Consider the following 19409-nt stretch of genomic DNA (forward strand, 5'->3'; position numbering starts at 1 on the left):
ATTATAAAAAACCATAAAAAAAGGCCAACGTTTAAATCGTTGACCTTTTATTAGCTATAATTTAGCAGAGAATCGCGATAAGTTTACATCCAGCGATTCTTCTTACGACGCTGTGGACGAGGTAAATACACTAAAATAATACCAACCAGTGCACCTAAGCCGCCAATTAACCCGCCTTGCTTCCATAACTCATAGCGTTGATCATCTTCAGCCTGAGTTATGTTGGCTTGGGCTTCGTCGCGTTGCTTAATCGCAAGCGCTAAAGAGGCTGTCAACTCTGCGACTTTCTCATTAGCCAGCTTTAAATATTCTTCATTATTATCTGTGCTAAATGACTCTTTATTGAGTTGCTCATTCGCTTCTCTTAATTGGGCCTCCATTTCAGGAAAACGCACTCTAAAACTGGGTTTATCAGTCACTAAGCTGGCTAAAACCCAACCTTCTCGACCTTTATGATCAATTATTTGGGTAAAGTCATTTTCTGTGTTATCTAATAGCGTCACAGGCTGACCGGCTTCAATACTGCCGATGATACGAAACTCTGTTCCTGGGCCACCATGAAGATAGGTAAACACATCATCAGAAATATAATTTGGTTCTGCTGGTGCAGCAAAAACACCACTTGGGGCAAGCAGTAAAATAAAAATTGAAAGCAGTCTTAACACGGTAATTTTCCAAACGCTGTAAACTTGTTGTCATGCTATTTATTAAATGCTCTGAATGCAAGAAGGAAGTCATATGACTTCCTTCTTAAATGCATTTAACCATTCATATTTTTACGAATGTGCGCTGCTCAACCGATAATTTAATTAAAGATTGCTTTGATAATGTAGAAAAACACTATCGATAATGCTGCACCAGCAGGTAGAGTGACCACCCAAGACACAACAATATTACGCACCACGCCAATGTTAATTGCCGCAATACCACGCGCCATACCCACACCTAACACCGCACCAACAAGCGTTTGCGTTGTTGAAATAGGTAAACCGGTACCCGAAGCCAATACAACCGTTGAAGCCGCAGCTAACTCAGCAGCAAAACCACGACTTGGCGTTAAGTGAGTGATGTTTTTACCAATAGTTTGCATTACACGTTGGCCAAAAATAGCCAAACCTAACACAATACCCGTAGCGCCTAGTGGTAAAATCCACCAGCTTAATACGGCTTTAGAACCAATAACACCGCCGCTTTCTACCACAGAAACTACCGCTGCTAATGGGCCAATTGCGTTTGCAACGTCGTTTGAACCATGGGCAAATGCCATACAACAGGCTGTTACAACCATTAATATCGCAAATACTTTTTCAACGTTACCAAATTGAGTTTTAAGATCTGCCTTATCACTCATTTTTAAACGGCTAATGGCAACTTTACCAAATACACCAACAGCTACGGCAACCGCTATAGCCAACATGTAGGCTTCAGTTGTTGAAAAATGTAAACCAACGTGTTTTAAACCTTTAGTAATGGTCACGAGTGACATTACAAAACCCGCTAAAGCCATATAAAAAGGCACATAACGCTTAGCATTGGTGAGTGGATCTTCCGTATCAAAAATCAGCTTTTGCACACTTTGGAAAATAATATATGCAATAAAGCCCGAAATCGCAGGCGTGACCACCCAAGAACCCACGATGCCACCTACAGCACTCCATGCAACTGAATCTACGTTTACACCCACCGCGGCAAAACCAACAATCGCACCAATAATTGAGTGTGTTGTCGATACAGGCCAGCCTAATGCAGAGGCAACCACTAACCAAATACCAGCAGCAAGTAATGAACCAATCATACCGTAAACTAATAACTCAGGCGTGTCAGTGAAGAAACTTGCGTCAATAATACCTTTACGGATAGTACTGGTCACTTCGCCACCGGCTAAGAACGCTCCGGCGAATTCAAAAATCATTGCAATAATGATCGCTTGTTTAATAGTAATGGCATTAGAACCTACTGAGGTTCCCATGGCGTTGGCTACGTCGTTTGCGCCAATACCCCATGCCATCAAAAATCCAAATGTTGCCGCAAGCATAATAAGCATTGGGCCATTGGTGACTAATACATCAACCATGTTGTTTCCTTGATAACCTTGTGATTAATTACGAGCTAACATTAGCTCTAGGCGGGAACCGACACGCTCAGCAAGATCTGCTAAACCTCCAACCCATTCGATAATTTTATACATGAACATCACATCAACAGGATTCAAACCTTCTTCTAGTGCATATAACTGACGACGCACTTGAATTTGTAAATCATCTGAATCTTCTTCGATAATATCGAGTTCATTGATCATTTTGGCAACCAACTCAACTTCACGACCACGGAAACCGGTTTCGAGTAAATCGTCGAGCTCGTTAATAGCTTGCTTAGCTAAAGACACGGCATCTAAACAACGTTTAAGATAGGCATCGAAAGCAGCTTGTACAGGCTGAGGAAGGACTAATTGACGGCCGATAACACGACCAGAGATATCTTTTGCAGTGTTCGCAATTTTGTCTTGTTGAGTTAATAACTCAAGCAAGTCAGTACGCTCAACTGGCATGAACAACCCACCTGGTAAAGTGAGGCGGATTTCGCGCTTAAGAGAATCAGCATCTTTTTCCAACAAACTAATTTGTTTGCGGATCTTTATCGCTTCATCCCAGTCACCTGAGGTCGTTGCGTCAAAGAAAGGAATAAGAAGTGAAGCACACTCATTTACTTTGTCGATATGCAGTTCTAAAGGCTTAAGAGGTGATTTTGCAAACACACCTAAAATAGAGTTTACTGGCATTGCCGTTTACCTATTTAATGAATTCCAGTTTGGAAAAAGCGGGCGCATGTTAACCCAAGCGTCCGCATAATGAAACTGTGTTTTTCAATTTATGTCACACAGATTCTCAGTTATCGTTGCTCATTATATATGAAGCGAGCAAGGCTATCCTAAGATATTTTTATTACAACAATGTGACATTATGAACATATTATGACGCATTAATGAACATTTGATGACAATCAGGACAAAAATAAATGGCCGCAGAAATAGAGTTAAAACTTTTTATTCAAAAACAAGATCATGATTTATTGGTAAAAATATTGGATTCATTACCGCGTTCGTCACCTCAAAGACACATTAAACTGACCAATGGATATTTTGATACTCATGACTTACAACTGCGTCGTTGGGATATGGGATTACGTGTTAGAGGCTTTGATGAGCAGCTCGAACAGACCATAAAAACAGCTGGTAGCGTAGTTGGAGGTATTCATTCACGCCCAGAATATAATGTCAGCATTGATCAAAAAAGGCCAAATCTGTCACTTTTCCCGAATGAAATTTGGCCTGTTGGATACAATATTAACGAGGTTAATTCCGCGCTTGAATGCATCTTTGAAACTAACTTCAACCGTCAAACTTGGCACATCAACACGCAAGACAGCATTGTTGAAGTGGCGCTAGATATTGGTGAAATTGTTGCAAACGGCAAAAATGAACCCATTTGCGAACTTGAATTTGAATTACTATCAGGCCAAGCATCCTCTTTATTGCCTTTAGCTATTGAGGTCGCTAAATCAGTTCCTGTGCGTCTCGGTAAAGCCAGTAAAGCACAGCGAGGCTATCAGTTAGCCGGTAAATCTCCAGCCGTTGCAACTTCACCTTTAGACAAGATGCCAACACAAGATGTTAACCAGAACAAAGAGACAATAAAGCATACACTTGCCAATGCTTTAGAGTGTTGGCAACTCATTGAGCAACGCTTAGCCGTGTCATCATTGACACAGCAAGCACCACTTTGGGTACAACTACTTGAGTGTATTGAATTAGTTAAGAGTTCTTTAACGCAACTCCATCACAGTGACAATCAACTTGATACGCTTGTTAATCCGGTTTTAGCTGCAGTAAAAAATGCTGCCGCAGCGTCAACAAGCTCCTCATTGCCCGTGTTATGGCGTCAGCCACAATATGGCCAATTACAATTAGCCATTGTGGCGATGTTATACCAATTCCACTAATTATCTGGTCATTCAGCGGGAATTCTGTGCATTCTAGGCAAGTAATAGGATTGTAGGCATAGTTGCTCTACGTCAAAATCCTATTAAGCAGCATAGAAGGCACAGAAACCCGCCTTGTAGGAGGCGCTCAGACAGTCCATTTCTTTGTTGCATTGCCTTAGAAGGGAATAACCATTATTTCAACAATGCGCCTCAAACTAAACAGTCTGAGCGACTCTGATTGGTCACATAATTAATGGAAGTGGTATTAATGCATTAACCAAGGGCCAGCCTCCTCTACTGGTTAATTTTATAAAGACAAAAAAACAGGAAGGTAAGCCTTCCTGTTTTATGGGGTTATATCAATGTCTATTTTAACCTGAACTCGGAGTGATAGATTAACTCATACTATGAAAAATCAGTATGTTAAACCCCATCACTTTTAAGCTTGAAATACATTTATTATCCAGAGCTGAGGTTATTTAGCTAACGCTTGTTTTACCCGTAGCCCGTAATCTGCATCAGCTTTGGTAAAGTGATCAACCATAGTTTGCTGTACCGCTAGTGTTGCCTGGCTTAAGGTGCCTGCGATGGTATCAACCAAACGGGTTTTCTCTTCTTCACTAAACAGACGATATAAGTTGCCTGCCTGAGTAAAGTCATCCTGATTGTAACGGCTATAACGTGCAGCTTCACCGTCTAAACGTAATGGTGGTTCTGCAAAATCAACATTTTCTGTTAATGGAGCCTGAGTATTAGGGCCATAATTTACACTCGCATCGCCACCTGTTTGGCTGCCTTGATATGGGCACGCTGTTCCTGCCATAGCACCTGCACGTTGATGATGATTCGCTTTTGCAGCATGTGGGCAGTTAACCGGTAGCTGATTGTAGTTAGTACCAATACGATAACGTTGGGCATCCGCATACGAAAACAAACGTGCTTGAAGCATTTTGTCTGGCGACGCCCCGACACCTGGCACTAAGTTGCTTGGAGCTAAAGCCACTTGCTCCACTTCAGCAAAGTAGTTTTGCGGTAAGCGATTTAGCTCAAGTACACCCACTTCAATCAGCGGATAATCACTGTGCGGCCACACTTTAGTTAAATCAAACGGGTTGATGGCATAGGTGTTTGCATCAGCCTCAGGCATAATTTGTACGTTGACTGTCCAACGCGGGAAGTTTGCATCGTTAATAGCCACCACCATGTCACGCTGTGACGAATCAGGATCTATCCCTTTTAATATATCCGCTTGCTCACCCGTTAAATTAACCACCCCTTGCTGCGATTTAAAGTGAAACTTCACCCAAAAACGCTCACCTTTTGCATTCCAAAACGAGAAAGTGTGTGAACCATAGCCGTGCATTTGGCGATAGTTGGCCGGAATGCCACGGTCAGACATCAAAATAGTCACTTGATGCAGCGACTCAGGATTAAGGGCCCAAAAATCCCACATGGCTTGTGGATCTTTTAAATTGGTTTGTGGATGACGTTTTTGAGTATGAATAAAGTCTGGAAACTTAATGCCATCACGAATAAAAAACGTTGGCGTATTATTACCTACAATATCGTGATTACCACGTGCAGTATAAAAACGTAACCCAAATCCGCGTGGATCTCGCTCCGCATCAGCAGATCCCATTTCACCGCCCACTGTCGAGAAACGCACAAATGTTTCTGTTTGCTTACCCACACCATTAAAGTGGTCGGCAATAGTATATTCGCTCAAATCTTTGGTTAAGGTAAAAGTGCCGTATACACCGGTGCCTTTGGCGTGCACAACACGCTCAGGAATACGTTCGCGGTTAAAGTGGGCAAGCTTTTCAATTAAATGCCAATCCTGTAAAAGTAGCGGTCCACGCTCACCTGCCGACAACGAGTTTTGATCGTCTGCTACTGGTGCACCATTTTGACTTGTTAAATAGTTACTTTGATTCATATCTTGCTCCTATGCCTGGTCTGTTAACCACTGCTCAATTAAGTCGTAAACTGTTGCCATGATGATCGTCCTCTCTCAATTCATCATTCGATGGAGTGATATTAGCGACTTGTTGTAATTTGTTATAACGATTAAAACAGATAGGGACAACAGACTTAGCAGATTGAATATATAAATAGTTATTGATAAATCAGATTAGAAGAGACTTTACTGCTAGGGGGACAGCTAAAAGCCAAAATGAGTATTTTGGCTTGATGTTAAAAAATTATGTCAATCAATGTTCTTTTGTTGATGTTGGCTCACGGTAGAGCTTTACAAGGTAATAGATATCAATGAGTACAATAAAAAAATTGACCAAAGCAACAGGGAGCGCATCAATAGCTAAACCATAGGCAACAAATAAGGCTGCCCCAATTAAATTCCACCAGCGTAATTTCTTGATGTCAGACATCATCAGCGAAATAGCAACCACTACAGAAGCCAAATAACCGACCCACTCCCAAAGATTAATACTGTCCATGGATTTTCCTTATATTGATTTGCTTGCCATATCACTGACCATAACCGTCATTACACGCCAAGCATTCGCCATAACTAATAAAGCAAACCAACTTATTGCCATGATAAATATATTTAAAAGTTAAACTTTGATCTGTAACTGATTTCAATAAGATTATCGTGGCGCATTTTTAGCTAGTGTAGTCTATCGCTCAACAACAGCTGCCGTCATACGTGAAATACAGCATAGTTCGCCTGCGCTGTTACGAATTAAAATCTCCCAAACTGAACTACGTTTCCCTAGATGCACAGGCTTGGCTGTGGCGGTAAGTTCACCATTTCGTGAGGCTTTTAAATGATTGGCGTTAATTTCTTGGCCAACACAATAGTAGCGAGTAAAGTCGACCACAAAATTAGCTGCATAGCTGGCAACCGTTTCAGCCAACGCGACATTGGCTCCACCATGCACTATGCCTAACGGGTTATGTACCGACGGATTCGCTGGCATGGTCGCCACCATGTAATCATCACCAATCTCAGTAATTTTAATGCCTAATGTTTGCATTAATGTCCCTTTACCCTGCATACCTGCATCTAAACGTGCGCAATCTTCAAGGGTAACGTGACTAAACCATATACTCATAATTACAATCCATTTTTAATTGTTATTAAAACAACTTATACCAATTCTTAAGCTTTTAACACTCATAGAAAATACAAAAAAGGAGCCCATGGCTCCTTTAAGTTAATCACTGCCGTTTTATTTAGCTCACTAATTCGCAGTGGCTTTGATAAGTTTGCGCCCAACGTAGCAGTTCTACACGATTACGAGATTCGGTTTTTCTGAAAATAGAAGAGACATGTGCTTTAACCGTATGCTCACTAATGCATAACCGCTGAGCAATCTCTTTATTGCGAGCACCACTAGATACCAACTGAATAATGGTACGTTCACGATTCGTCAGCCGTTGTACCATGGCCTCGGTTTCTTCATGTAATTCGGCGTTTGTATCAAGTTGTTGTACTAAGCGCCTAAAAATTTTACTGATGAGCGGTCTGTCATACCAAAGTTCATCAGATACCATTTTACGCAGGCCAGTTAACATTAAGTCCATACGCTGATCGCTGTACAATAACCCTCTCACGCCCAGTAACAAGGCTGACTCCTGGTCTAGTGATCCTCTTTCAACCTGATATAAAGCGACGGGAACGTGATTAACTAAGCGGGACACTAACAAAGGAATGCCTTTTGCGTCTAATACGGCACCTTTTTGTGAGATGAGATAAAAATTATTCGAATTTTTATCTAGTTCAAGCTCGGCAGCATGCTTGATCACACGGGTTTTTAAACCGATTGATTCTGCTAAAATTGCCAAGTGACACGGCGCGGCGACTTGGTGAAGAAACACCAATTCATCTATATTAGAACTCATCACTCTTCTCCCTGAAAAGCTAATTTTTACTCATAGATTCTTGAGCACTTCCTAAACGTCATTCTATACGTAAAACAAACGCCTTGACCAGTATTAAGGCCAAGCAAAGTAAACATTTTGTTTTACAATGAATAATTTAGAGTATTAACACTAAACAAACTCAATTGTCTCTAGCGTGTTAGCGTCACTGAAAAGCAAGTCTCTTACTCTATTGTAAAATACCGATTTGATACTGCAATCATAGTCAATTTTTGCTAGTTCATAGGCATGAAATGTCGGTCAAAAGTATTAATCACCCAAAAGACTGACAAATACCGAGTTGTTCCCACTCAAAAAACCGGCGCGAGTGACCATTAAGTTTGTAATAACACTTAATCGTTAGCTCAACACAATCAACCTTAAGCAGCCTTACATGTTTGTGGTAAAACGATTAAGTTGTCTATTATGCAGCGGTGTTAACACCAACAAAGCAACGATGCCGCCAATAAGGGCTAAAAACATATCCGATTGTGTGTCCCACACATAACCCTGGGTGCCTAAGAAGGCCTCTGCATTTTCGCCAGTTGCAGCTGCAACCCACCATTCAATTAGCTCATAAAAAGCTGAAAACGCCAATACAAAACACACAGACAAAAATTGGCACCACGCGCCAATTTGCATCACCTGTTTGCGAATAAAAATCTCGCGCGCCAAAATGACCGGAATAAAACCTTGAGCAAAATGCCCCACTTTATCGTAATTATTTCGATCGCTGCCCATCACTTGGGCTAACCAATCAAATAAAGGCACTTCGGCATAGGTGTAACGTGCGCCAACAAATAATACACAACAATGAACCAAAATTAATCCATAGGCTAATGACGTCAGTGGAAAATTTTTACGGCTAAAAAATAAGATAGGCAAGGCTATTAGCGCAGGTAATGCCTCCAACCACCAGGTAAACATGTCTTTAGGATTGCTTACCGACCACAACAATACCAACAGGTAAACGGCTATCCATATTGCACGTATTATCATCATAAATTCCTTATCTGCGATATTGTTCTAAAATTAAAATATTACTTTAGCCATCTAGCCCTCCACAAGCTCAAAAAAAAGTGCTACTTTGGCATTGCGTCGGAAGTCCGCATTTATATCACAACTATAAGTATATGCATTAACACTAATAGTATATGCATTAGCATAAGCACCATTTAATGATAAGAGGGTACCCATATCATGGCGAAACACTCGCTTGACAAGGATAAAATAAAAATCCTGCTGTTGGAGGGCGTCCACCAAACTGCGGTTGATGTACTAGAACGTGCCGGTTACACCAATATTGAATATCACAAAGCCTCATTAGGCGAAGAGGCTCTTCTAGCCTCCATTAAGGATGCTCACTTTGTTGGATTACGATCGCGTACTCAGCTTACTGCAGACGTGTTACACCATGCAGAAAAACTCGTGGCAATTGGCTGTTTTTGTATCGGCACAAACCAAGTTGACTTAGCGACTGCTGAAAAATTAGGTATTCCTGTTTTCAACGCACCATTCTCTAACACCCGAAGCGTTGCAGAATTAGTCATTGGCGAAATTATCATGCTAATGCGCGGTATTCCTCAGCGTAATGCCATTTCACACCGCGGCGGCTGGTTAAAGAGCGCCAACGGCAGTGTTGAAGTCCGTGGTAAAACCTTAGGTGTCATTGGCTATGGTCATATCGGTACTCAATTGGGTATTTTGGCCGAAACCCTAGGCATGAAAGTGATTTTCTTTGATATCGAAGATAAATTGCCGCTCGGTAATGCATCACAAGTTCACTCAATGGATGATCTGCTCGCTCAAGCTGATGTGGTGAGTTTACATGTGCCAGAAACCCCGCAAACAAAAGACATGTTTGCTAAAGCCGAATTTGCCAAAATGCGTCAGGGCAGTTTCTTTATTAATGCTTCACGCGGCACGGTAGTCGATATTGAAGATTTAGCTGCGGCACTTAAATCTGATCACATCGCTGGCGCAGCGATTGATGTGTTCCCTGTTGAGCCAAAATCAAATGATGATGAATTTATCAGCCCATTACGTGGTCTTGATAATGTGTTACTCACACCTCACATTGGTGGCAGTACTGCCGAGGCTCAAGAAAACATCGGTATTGAAGTCGCAGGTAAATTAGCTAAATATTCTGATAATGGTTCAACTTTATCAGCGGTTAACTTCCCTGAAGTGTCATTGCCACAGCACAAAGGCGCATCGCGTTTATTGCATATTCACCAAAACCGTCCTGGTGTATTGATTAAAATCAACCAAGCGTTTTCTGAAAAAGGCATTAACATTGCTGCTCAGTACTTACAAACCACAGCAGAAATCGGTTATGTGGTAATGGAAGTCGACTCAGATCAGGCTGAAGAAGCCTTAGTTGAACTTAAATCAATTGAAGGCACCATCCGTGCTCGAGTATTGTTTTAATCTAACAACAAATTAACTGGGGTTAATTATGTTGTTCAAAAAGCTATCTTGTGCACAAGGTAGCTTTTTTTATTGTCTTTAAACCTCAACCCTCTGTTGAGTAGTGTGTGAATCCGTTACACTTCAAACCATATCGTCTTATTCTTTCGTTAAGGATCGTTATGACCATTTCAGCAAGCCAACCCGATTGGGACTTCATCACCACCTCTCCAGCATTAATGTTATCGAGCTTATCTCACATGGGATTGATTGAAGTAACAGGTGAACAAGGTCGCAGCTTTATTCATGGCCAAGTCACAACCGACATTACCTCGTTAACAGCTGACCAATGGAAATGGGGGGCTCATTGCGATCCCAAAGGCAAAATGTTAGCAAGCTTTAGAACCTTTGCCATAGCAGACAGCTTGTTTATGCTTATGCCAACATCGACCCTTGAACTCGACTTACCGCAATTAAAAAAGTACGCCGTATTCAGTAAAGCTGAGCTCACCAATGTCAGTAGCCAATATCACATTATTGGGGTGGCGGGTGTTGAAGCACAGGCATTTATCAAACAACAATTTGGTGATGTAACAGCCGCATTAACCTTGATTGATGGTGGGGCTGTTCTACATGATGGTGAGCGCTATATCGTGGTTATTACTAATGATAAAGTCGCAGAGCTAATCACTGCGTCGCAGCAACCTCTTGTTGATGCTAGCGCATGGCAAGCATTAGAAATCAAAGCGGGTTACCCCAATATTGATGCAAGTCATTCAGGTCAATACGTTCCTCAAATGTGTAACGTGCAAGCCATAAACGGGATCAGCTTTAACAAAGGCTGCTATATGGGCCAAGAAACCATTGCCAGAATGAAATACCGTGGCGGTAATAAACGCGCCCTGTATATCTTATCAGGCACCACCAGCCAAACCATTAACACCGAAACCCAATTAGAGATCGCCTTAGAAGATGGTTTCCGCCGCGGTGGTAATATTATTGAGTGCGTTCAACAGGGCGATAAAGTGCTGATGACCGCCGTACTGCCTAACGACACTGAAAACAATGCCAAACTGCGCATCGCTGACAATGAAGGTTCACAACTATCAATTGTCGAACTACCCTATTCATTAGTCGATGCTTAACTAGTATGCCGGATGCATAATACATTAGCGATACTCAACGTTTTTAAACGATGAGTATCGCAGTAAAAGGAATTATATGAAGCCAATCTACTTATTATTTACCGTCATACTGCTCGCGATATCAGGCTGTATGTCTACTCAGAATACCCCTTCCCTATTTGCAACTCATCAACAGCTATACAACACAGAGTTGATCGCCCCAGAAGTGACAGAACAGCTTAATTTGATAGAAAAAAAGGTATTTGAAGAACCTCAATTAGGCGCTATGTTGAGGTACGAGGATAAATTATTTCCGGCTGATGCCATCACATTATATATTTACCCTATTTTTAAAACTTCATGGGTTGATGTTGAACAAACGATAGATGAATCTATTCTTGGGGCGCTAAACGATATTAATCATATGGTGAAACTCGGTAATTATTTATCAGTATCAGACGCTGAACTCAGCCAATTTACAATTAACACCGCAAAAAAATCGTATCATGGTAAAAAAGTCACTTTTACAGTGACTCACAACAACAACGTCAAATACTATTCGAATATCTACGTGTTTATAGAAGAAGATAAGTACATCAAATTTAGAACTAGTTTCGACAGCAGAACTAGCCGCGAGTGGGACGGTGATAGCATTGTGAATGAACTATTACCATTAATCACTGTACCTCAAGAATCTAAATATATGCGAAAATTGCGCCAAGAACATACTAACGCTAATCCGTAACGCTATACCCCAAGAGAAATAATGGAGCGACTATGACCAGCATTGTCACCTTAAATAGCATCAACAAAGGGTTTCGTGATGGTGAATCATTCCATAGTGTACTCAGCAATGTCAGCCTTACCTTAACCCAAGGGCAAACCATTGCGTTAACTGGCCCAAGTGGCAGTGGCAAAAGTACCTTACTGAACATTATTGGTGGCTTTGAAACTATCGACAGTGGTGAAATGCGCATTCGACAAGGTGATGCACTCCACAGTGTGAGCCAATGGCAAGATCATCAATGGAGCCAATATCGCCGCAAAAATCTTGGAGTAATATTTCAACAATTTAATTTACTCACTCCGCTTAATGTCCGAGACAATATTCAATTTTCGTTGGCACTTAACCAATTAAATTGGAGCCCCTGGTGTGACCAATTATGCCAGCAACTTGGGTTAACGCCATTACTTAACCGCAGTGTAGAAAACCTCTCAGGCGGACAACAACAAAGAGTCGCCATTGCGCGCGCTTTAGCACATAAACCGCAACTAATTTTAGCAGATGAACCCACTGGCAACCTTGACCAGCAAGCGGGTATGCAAGTGATGCAACTACTAACCGACTTAGCTAAACAAGCCAACTGCTGTATTTTAATGGTGACTCACAGCGAAGAGTGCGCTCAGTTTATGCAGCATCGTTGGCACGTTGAAAACCAGCAAATAATTGTCAACCCTAGCTCGACACAGTTGCAAGGCTAACCCAATGAAAACAGATGTTTTCTCCACAAACCGATTACGACTATGCCTGCGCTTGTTTGCTTACCATTACCGTCATGCGCCATTACAAGCCAGCGCCATTTTATTAGGCATAATGTTAGCAGTAACCTTGCTGATAGGGGTTTATGCTACTAATGAAAATGCAAAGCAAAGTTATGGCAATGTATCAGAATTGCTTAGCAAGCAGGCCCGTTTAACCATCACCCACTTCACTGAAGACACCCTAGATGAAAGCATTTACTTTGTTCTTGCTAATGCCGGTTTTAACACCTTAGCAAGCATTGAAGGCATAGCTACAGATGATCAAGGCCGATTATGGCGAGTCAATAGCAGCGATATCATTGCCGCTATCAGCAATGGCACAACACAAGATGCACAATCTGGTGGTTCAGTGGCCTCGGTTAATATTCCATTGGCTGAACTGCTCAATGGTCAACCCAAGGTATTAATGTCGCAAAGCCAGCTCGCGCGTATCCAAAAAGTGACCGATCAGTCGCAAATTATCACTTTAAATAAAACGCCTTTAGATATTATAACAATTGATGATAAGTGGGGATTAGGCTCTGCACTATTGGCCGATATTTCATTGGCTCAGCCGCTGCTAAATATGCAAGGAAAACTAAGTTACATTGCCGTTTTTGCTGACGATAACACCGAATCCGATAACCAGCTTATTTCCCGCCTGACAGACACGTTAATTCAGGCAGGTGTTGACGCCAGTAAATTACACTTTGCAACCCAAACCAGTGAAGGTGAATCGCTAAATGCACTCACGGCCAGCTTTCATTTAAACCTTGACGCTATGAGCATGCTGGCATTTGTTGTCGGCTTATTTATTGCCTATAACGGCGTGCGTTACAGCTTAATGAAACGACAAAAGTTATTAGTGCAAATTATGCAACAAGGACTCGATCGCCAAAGCGTGTTACTGGCCTTAAGCATCGAAATTATGATCTTGGTGTTTGTAGGCTGTGTGTTAGGTTTTATTGTGGGATTACAACTGTCGCAATGGCTACAGCCCATGGTTGCCCTTACACTAGAGCAGTTGTATGGTGCTAAACTGTTACCGGGTAACTGGCAATGGCAATGGTTTGCGCAAGCACTCGCCCTGACATTGTCAGCCGCCTTTGCCGCCTGCATCCCAATGTTAATCAGCTTAGTTAATACCCCACTCGCTCAAGGCGCACAAAAACAGCCGCAAAATAAACAATTTAATCTCATTCATCGACGCCAGTTTATTATCGCGGTGATTTTGTTATTGCTGTGCACCGTCGCTTTCGCCTTTACCGAACAATATCGCCATAGCTTGGCCTTACTTGGTATTTTGGTGGTTGCAATCCCTTTATTATTACCTCAATGTTTGCACTGGATTGTTAATTTACTCACGCCAACCCTGCCTAAAGGCTTATGGCGCTACGCTGTCGCCGAAACCAAAGAGATTATCGCACCGCTTGCCCTTGCCATGATGGCAATTTTACTCGCTCTGTGTGCCAATATTGCCATGAACACCCTGGTGGGCAGCTTTGAAATCACCTTAAAAAAATGGCTTGATGCACGCCTGCATGCAGATCTGTATATTCAACCTAATCCAAACCAAATTGATGCCTTAGCGTTATTACTAGCGAACGACCCAAACGTTGAAGCCGTATACGAGCAATGGAAACTCGACAGTACCCTTTCTCCAATAGACACACCACAAACTCACATTCCTATCAATCTACTGAGCCGTGACCAATTATCATTAACCGAAACCACGGTTTTTAAAAGCATAACCAATGAGTTTTGGCCTGGATTTTTTGCGGGAAACAGTGTGATGATTAGCGAACCCTTATCGATAAAATATCAGCTCAACATTGGGGATAAGGTGCAATTATCTCAGTTACAACAAACGTTAGTCATAGGCGCTATTTATTACGACTATGGCAACCCTAAAGGTGAAGCAATGATTAGCCAACCTTTATGGCAACAATCACCTTTGCCAGCTAAACCCATCAGTTTGGCGGTTAACTATGACGGTGAATTAACCGTATTACAAAATAACATCAGCCAGGCACTGAACTTGTCTTCCGCTTATATGTATAGCCAACAACGAATCAAATCAGAAGCTATTACCATATTTAATAAAACCTTCTCGATAACTGTTGTACTCAATAGTTTAACCTTACTGGTTGCCGCTATTGGTTTATTCAGTGCCTGCGTGATGTTGACACAGGCAAGGCAGGCCCCCTTAGCTCGATTGTATGCTTTAGGCATCAGCCGCAAACAATTACGCTTGATGGTCATAGTGCAAATGCTATTGATAGTATTACTAACCTGTTTGCTCGCATTACCCACTGGGGCACTGCTAGGTTATCTGCTGATCCATAAAGTGACACTACAAGCCTTTGGTTGGAGCATCGCAATGATTTGGGACTGGGCGGCGTATGGTCAAGTTGTTGTTATTGCCATAACCAGTTGCCTACTGGCGGTAGGCTTACCGTTATACTGGCAAACCCGAAAACCTTTGATATCAAGCTTGCAACAGGAAGCACTATGACCTCAAAAATAGGTAAACAAACGTGTTTCATCAACTTGTTAACTGTGGTTTTTTGTACGTTGTTATCCGCATGTTCTCCTGCGCCTGAACCCCATCAAAAAACAAGCACTATTAGCAGCATGTCTGCACAATCATCGGTGGGTTACAGTAAGGTTACTCAGGGTAAAAACTTAACGTTTCCACAGGACCATTTAGCACACAATGACTACAAAATAGAATGGTGGTATTTAACGGCTAATTTAACCACCAGCCAAGGCGAAGATATTGGCGTGCAGTGGACCCAGTTCAGGATAGCCATGACACCGCCACAACAACCACAAGCCTTCGCAGATAACACTTGGAGCACCAATCAGCTCTACATGGCACATGCTGCTGTCACCTCTAAAAGTGAGCACCTTACTGCCGAAAAATGGTCGCGGGCACACCCAAAACTCGCCAGTGTCAGCCCTTCTCCTTTTACCGTTCATCTGCAAAACTGGCAATGGCAAAGCCAATCTGATGACTTGTTTCCGGCGACATTAACCGTCAACAACCCTAATTTTACTTATCAATTACAACTGAACAGCCAACAACCTATCCAATTACAAGGCGATAAAGGCTATAGCAGTAAGAGTGCAGACCAAAGTGTCGCTTCTTATTATTACAGCCAACCCTTTATTGATGTAACCGGCGAAATTACTCGCCAAGGCATCACTGAAAAAGTCAGCGGTAAAGCCTGGCTAGACAGAGAGTGGAGCTCACAATTTCTTACTAAAGCACAGCAAGGGTGGGACTGGTTTTCACTGAGATTAAATGACAACTCAACCTTAATGGCCTTTAGGTTACGCGGTAATACCGAACAAAATCACTTTTACAGCGCAAGACGCATGTACCCCAACGGCAGTGGTCGTAATATCAATAGCCGGGAAAATCCAAATGATATTGAAATGCAGCCAACACAATGGCAACAAACAGCACTGGGCAGGCACCCAATAGCTTGGCGTATTCAAATACACAGCGAATCCATAGACATCACCACTCAAGCGATTAACCCTAAAAGCGATATGCTGGTGTCCACCTCATACTGGGAAGGCCCAATCTCCATCGATGGCACTCATCAGGGTAAAGGGTATATGGAGCTAACCGGATACAACTAATACCTCTAAAGAGCATACCTCTCATGCTACCGATAACATCAAGGTAAAGAGAATAATTCTCTTTTCGCGCCTAACGCCATTTAATCACAGACACAAGCCACATCTCAAACACCGCAAGGTTTACAAGCAATAACTAAAACAGTAATTGCCTAATTGTTAAAGTGAGATTTACATCACGCGAAAAAATGTGACCTTGGACAACTATTAACCACTATACCCATTCAGAGGTATACCCATGCTAATAGTAAGGTCTAGACTTATTTTCATCACGTCACCTCCAATGACTATCACGCACCAAGAACAACATTCCAAGAGTGAGGAACACCATGAGCATAAGCCGTCGCGAGTTTCTAAAAGCCAATGCTGCAGCTGCCGCTGCATCAGCAGTTGGCTTATCCATTCCGGTTAGCGTCGTCAACGCTGCCGAAGGTAAAACAGATATAAAATGGGATAAGGCACCGTGCCGCTTTTGCGGTGTAGGCTGTAGCGTACTTGTCGGAACAAAAGAAGGTAGAGTCGTTGCAACCAAAGGCGATCCTGAAAGCCCTGTTAACAAAGGCCTAAACTGTATTAAAGGCTACTTTTTATCAAAAATCATGTACGGTAAAGACCGTCTAACGTCGCCATTGCTTAGAATGAAAAATGGCAAATACGACAAAGAAGGCGAATTTACACCCGTCAGCTGGGATGTCGCTTTAGACACCATGGCAGATAAATGGAAAGCCAGCATTGCTAAAAAAGGCCCTACTTCTGTGGGCATGTTTGGTTCTGGCCAGTGGACAATATGGGAAGGTTACGCAGCTGCAAAACTACATAAAGCAGGCTTTTTAACCAATAACATCGACCCAAATGCTCGCCACTGTATGGCATCTGCTGTGGGTGGTTTTATGCGTACCTTTGGTATTGATGAACCTATGGGCTGTTATGACGACATTGAAGCAGGTGACAACTTTGTGCTTTGGGGCGCTAACATGGCAGAAATGCACCCAATTTTATGGGCTCGCTTAACTGACCGCCGCTTAAGCCATAAAGATGCCAAAGTGCATGTACTATCGACCTATGAAAACCGCAGCTTCGATTTAGCTGACAACCCAATGATTTTTAAACCACAAACCGACCTTGTGATTTTAAACTTTATTGCCAACTACATTATTCAAAACAATGCAGTAAACAAAGACTTTGTCAGCAAACACACAAACTTTGCACTTGGTGTAACCGACATTGGCTATGGTTTACGCCCAGATCACCCACTAGAAAAGAAAGCCAAAAACCCTGGTGATGGTGGTGCTAAACCCATTAGCTTTGAAGAATACGCAAAGTTTGTTAGCACTTATACTGTTGAATACGCATCTGAAATGAGCGGTGTTGCAGTAGAAAAACTGATCACACTTGCCAAAGTTTACGCTGATCCTAAACAAAAGGTTATGAGCTTATGGACCATGGGTATTAACCAGCACGTACGCGGTGTATGGGCTAATAACATGCTCTATAACATTCACTTATTAACAGGCAAAATTGCCACTCCCGGCAATAGTCCTTTCTCATTGACAGGTCAGCCATCAGCGTGTGGTACCGCACGTGAAGTCGGCACATTTGCCCACCGCTTACCAGCAGACATGGTGGTTAATAATGATAAACACCGTGAAATAACTGAAAAATTATGGCAAGTGCCTGCAGGTACTATTCCTGCACAACCTGGATATCACGCAGTACTCCAGAGCCGCATGCTAAAAGATGGCAAACTGAATTGTTACTGGACCATGTGTACCAATAACATGCAAGCCGGCCCCAACATCAATGATGAAATTTATCCAGGTTTCCGTAATCCCGAAAACTTTATCGTAGTGTCAGACCCATACCCAACGGTTACGGCAATGGCTGCCGACTTAATTTTACCTACAGCAATGTGGGTTGAAAAAGAAGGTGCATACGGTAATGCAGAGCGTCGGACTCATATGTGGCATCAACAGGTCAAAGCTCCAGAAGGCGCTAAATCAGATCTATGGCAGTTAGTTGAGTTCTCTAAACGCTTTAAAGTGTCTGAAGTATGGCCTGCAGAATTAATTGCCAAACAACCAGAATATGCAGACAAAACCCTATATGACGTATTGTTTGCAAATGGTGAAATCAACAAATATCCAACAGAGCAATGCAAAGGTGCATACAACGAAGAAAGTGAGCATTTTGGCTTCTATTTACAAAAAGGCATTTTTGAAGAATATGCCCAATTTGGTCGCGGCCACGCTCACGATTTAGATGCTTTTGACAATTACCATGAAAACCGTGGCCTTCGCTGGCCAGTGATTAACGGTAAAGAAACCTTACGCCGCTTTGTTGAAGGGAGCGATCCTTATGTTAAAGCTGGCGAAGGCTTTAACTTTTACGGTAAACCAGATGGTCGAGCGGTTATTTTTGCCCTGCCTTATGAACCAGCCGCAGAAGAGCCAAACAAAGAATTCGACCTATGGATGTCAACAGGCCGTGTACTTGAGCATTGGCATACAGGCTCTATGACAGCCCGCGTACCTGAATTGCAACGCGCTTATTCTGATGCACAAATCTTTATGCACCCAGAAGATGCTAAATCACGTGGCTTGCAACGAGGTGATGAAGTGGTAGTCGCCTCACCTCGCGGCGAAGTAAAAACACGTGTTGAAACCAAAGGCCGTAACAAGCCACCTAGAGGCGTAGTATTTATGCCGTTCTTCGATGCGCGCCAATTGGTCAACAAGCTGTTACTTGATGCAACTGATCCACTGTCAAAAGAGACAGACTTCAAGAAGTGTCCGGTAAAAGTCATGAAGGCTTAACAATACTAAGTGCATAAACGGAAATAAT

At 42.4% G+C, this 19409-nt stretch carries 16 protein-coding genes; 8 read left to right on the forward strand and 8 right to left on the reverse strand.

The annotated features are described in order from the left end of the window. Nucleotides 1–83: 83 nt before the first annotated feature. The 3 genes from IEW93_RS06740 to IEW93_RS06750 all read right to left on the reverse strand — a co-directional run bounded on the left by IEW93_RS06740 (nt 84) and on the right by IEW93_RS06750 (nt 2779). Nucleotides 84–665 (reverse strand): TIGR04211 family SH3 domain-containing protein, encoded by a 582-nt coding sequence (locus tag IEW93_RS06740; RefSeq protein ID WP_188738246.1) that lies wholly within the window; start codon nt 663–665, stop codon nt 84–86. Between the two features lie 140 nt (nt 666–805). Beyond that, nucleotides 806–2074, reverse strand: a complete 1269-nt coding sequence (locus tag IEW93_RS06745; RefSeq protein WP_188738248.1) for an inorganic phosphate transporter — start codon at nt 2072–2074, stop codon at nt 806–808. 24 nt (nt 2075–2098) lie between these two features. After that, complete coding sequence (locus IEW93_RS06750) at nt 2099–2779, reverse strand: TIGR00153 family protein (RefSeq protein ID WP_188738250.1); 681 nt, start codon at nt 2777–2779, stop codon at nt 2099–2101. Between the two features lie 236 nt (nt 2780–3015). Between IEW93_RS06750 and IEW93_RS06755 the strand changes: the two genes are divergently transcribed. Next, a complete protein-coding gene (locus IEW93_RS06755; protein ID WP_188738252.1) occupies nt 3016–3999 on the forward strand; it encodes a CYTH domain-containing protein in 984 nt (327 codons plus the stop codon). A gap of 457 nt (nt 4000–4456) precedes the next feature. On the opposite strand, the gene katB is transcribed toward IEW93_RS06755, so the two are convergent. From katB to IEW93_RS06780, 5 genes are all read right to left on the reverse strand, one after another. Beyond that, nucleotides 4457–5917 (reverse strand): catalase KatB, encoded by a 1461-nt coding sequence (gene katB / locus IEW93_RS06760; protein ID WP_188738254.1) that lies wholly within the window; start codon nt 5915–5917, stop codon nt 4457–4459. Nucleotides 5918–6191: 274 nt separating this feature from the next. Then, nucleotides 6192–6437, reverse strand: coding sequence for a YgjV family protein (locus IEW93_RS06765; protein WP_188738256.1), 246 nt, complete (start codon nt 6435–6437; stop codon nt 6192–6194). A gap of 183 nt (nt 6438–6620) precedes the next feature. Further along, nucleotides 6621–7058, reverse strand: coding sequence for a PaaI family thioesterase (locus IEW93_RS06770; protein ID WP_188738258.1), 438 nt, complete (start codon nt 7056–7058; stop codon nt 6621–6623). Between the two features lie 121 nt (nt 7059–7179). Continuing rightward, nucleotides 7180–7848, reverse strand: a complete 669-nt coding sequence (locus IEW93_RS06775) for a helix-turn-helix transcriptional regulator (RefSeq protein ID WP_188738260.1) — start codon at nt 7846–7848, stop codon at nt 7180–7182. 408 nt (nt 7849–8256) lie between these two features. Beyond that, nucleotides 8257–8865 carry a DUF2238 domain-containing protein gene (locus IEW93_RS06780; protein ID WP_188738404.1) on the reverse strand — a complete coding sequence of 203 codons (609 nt, stop codon included), beginning with the start codon at nt 8863–8865 and terminating at the stop codon, nt 8257–8259. 201 nt (nt 8866–9066) lie between these two features. Between IEW93_RS06780 and serA the strand changes: the two genes are divergently transcribed. The 7 genes from serA (at nt 9067) to napA (ending at nt 19381) form a co-directional block, all read left to right on the forward strand. Then, complete coding sequence (gene serA, locus IEW93_RS06785) at nt 9067–10296, forward strand: phosphoglycerate dehydrogenase (RefSeq protein WP_188738262.1); 1230 nt, start codon at nt 9067–9069, stop codon at nt 10294–10296. Nucleotides 10297–10457: 161 nt separating this feature from the next. Continuing rightward, nucleotides 10458–11420, forward strand: a complete 963-nt coding sequence (gene ygfZ, locus IEW93_RS06790) for a tRNA-modifying protein YgfZ (RefSeq protein ID WP_188738264.1) — start codon at nt 10458–10460, stop codon at nt 11418–11420. 76 nt (nt 11421–11496) lie between these two features. After that, nucleotides 11497–12144, forward strand: coding sequence for a hypothetical protein (locus IEW93_RS06795; RefSeq protein WP_188738266.1), 648 nt, complete (start codon nt 11497–11499; stop codon nt 12142–12144). 32 nt (nt 12145–12176) lie between these two features. Then, the gene (locus tag IEW93_RS06800) at nt 12177–12881 is read left to right on the forward strand and encodes an ABC transporter ATP-binding protein (RefSeq protein WP_188738269.1); all 705 of its coding nucleotides are present in this window, start codon (nt 12177–12179) and stop codon (nt 12879–12881) included. A gap of 4 nt (nt 12882–12885) precedes the next feature. Next, entirely contained in the window at nt 12886–15435 is a 2550-nt protein-coding gene (locus IEW93_RS06805; protein ID WP_188738271.1) for an FtsX-like permease family protein, read from the forward strand. Then, nucleotides 15432–16571, forward strand: a complete 1140-nt coding sequence (locus tag IEW93_RS06810; RefSeq protein ID WP_188738273.1) for a lipocalin-like domain-containing protein — start codon at nt 15432–15434, stop codon at nt 16569–16571. The genes IEW93_RS06805 and IEW93_RS06810 overlap by 4 nt, the downstream gene beginning before the upstream one ends. Before the next feature lie 326 nt (nt 16572–16897). Beyond that, the gene (gene napA / locus IEW93_RS06815) at nt 16898–19381 is read left to right on the forward strand and encodes a nitrate reductase catalytic subunit NapA (RefSeq protein WP_188738275.1); all 2484 of its coding nucleotides are present in this window, start codon (nt 16898–16900) and stop codon (nt 19379–19381) included. Nucleotides 19382–19409 lie beyond the last annotated feature (28 nt).

This window comes from Shewanella inventionis, assembly GCF_014641855.1.
Classification (GTDB): Bacteria; Pseudomonadota; Gammaproteobacteria; order Enterobacterales; family Shewanellaceae; genus Shewanella; species Shewanella inventionis.

Bases quoted from the DNA above. Each gene is read 5' to 3' on its own strand.
- IEW93_RS06745 (WP_188738248.1), bottom strand. From the start codon at position 2,074: ATGGTTGATGTATTAGTCACCAATGGCCCAATGCTTATTATGCTTGCG.
- IEW93_RS06750 (WP_188738250.1), bottom strand. From the start codon at position 2,779: ATGCCAGTAAACTCTATTTTAGGTGTGTTTGCAAAATCACCTCTTAAG.
- IEW93_RS06755 (WP_188738252.1), top strand. From the start codon at position 3,016: ATGGCCGCAGAAATAGAGTTAAAACTTTTTATTCAAAAACAAGATCAT.
- katB (WP_188738254.1), bottom strand. From the start codon at position 5,917: ATGAATCAAAGTAACTATTTAACAAGTCAAAATGGTGCACCAGTAGCA.
- IEW93_RS06765 (WP_188738256.1), bottom strand. From the start codon at position 6,437: ATGGACAGTATTAATCTTTGGGAGTGGGTCGGTTATTTGGCTTCTGTA.
- IEW93_RS06770 (WP_188738258.1), bottom strand. From the start codon at position 7,058: ATGAGTATATGGTTTAGTCACGTTACCCTTGAAGATTGCGCACGTTTA.
- IEW93_RS06775 (WP_188738260.1), bottom strand. From the start codon at position 7,848: ATGAGTTCTAATATAGATGAATTGGTGTTTCTTCACCAAGTCGCCGCG.
- IEW93_RS06780 (WP_188738404.1), bottom strand. From the start codon at position 8,865: ATGATAATACGTGCAATATGGATAGCCGTTTACCTGTTGGTATTGTTG.
- serA (WP_188738262.1), top strand. From the start codon at position 9,067: ATGGCGAAACACTCGCTTGACAAGGATAAAATAAAAATCCTGCTGTTG.
- ygfZ (WP_188738264.1), top strand. From the start codon at position 10,458: ATGACCATTTCAGCAAGCCAACCCGATTGGGACTTCATCACCACCTCT.
- IEW93_RS06795 (WP_188738266.1), top strand. From the start codon at position 11,497: ATGAAGCCAATCTACTTATTATTTACCGTCATACTGCTCGCGATATCA.
- IEW93_RS06800 (WP_188738269.1), top strand. From the start codon at position 12,177: ATGACCAGCATTGTCACCTTAAATAGCATCAACAAAGGGTTTCGTGAT.
- IEW93_RS06805 (WP_188738271.1), top strand. From the start codon at position 12,886: ATGAAAACAGATGTTTTCTCCACAAACCGATTACGACTATGCCTGCGC.
- IEW93_RS06810 (WP_188738273.1), top strand. From the start codon at position 15,432: ATGACCTCAAAAATAGGTAAACAAACGTGTTTCATCAACTTGTTAACT.
- napA (WP_188738275.1), top strand. From the start codon at position 16,898: ATGAGCATAAGCCGTCGCGAGTTTCTAAAAGCCAATGCTGCAGCTGCC.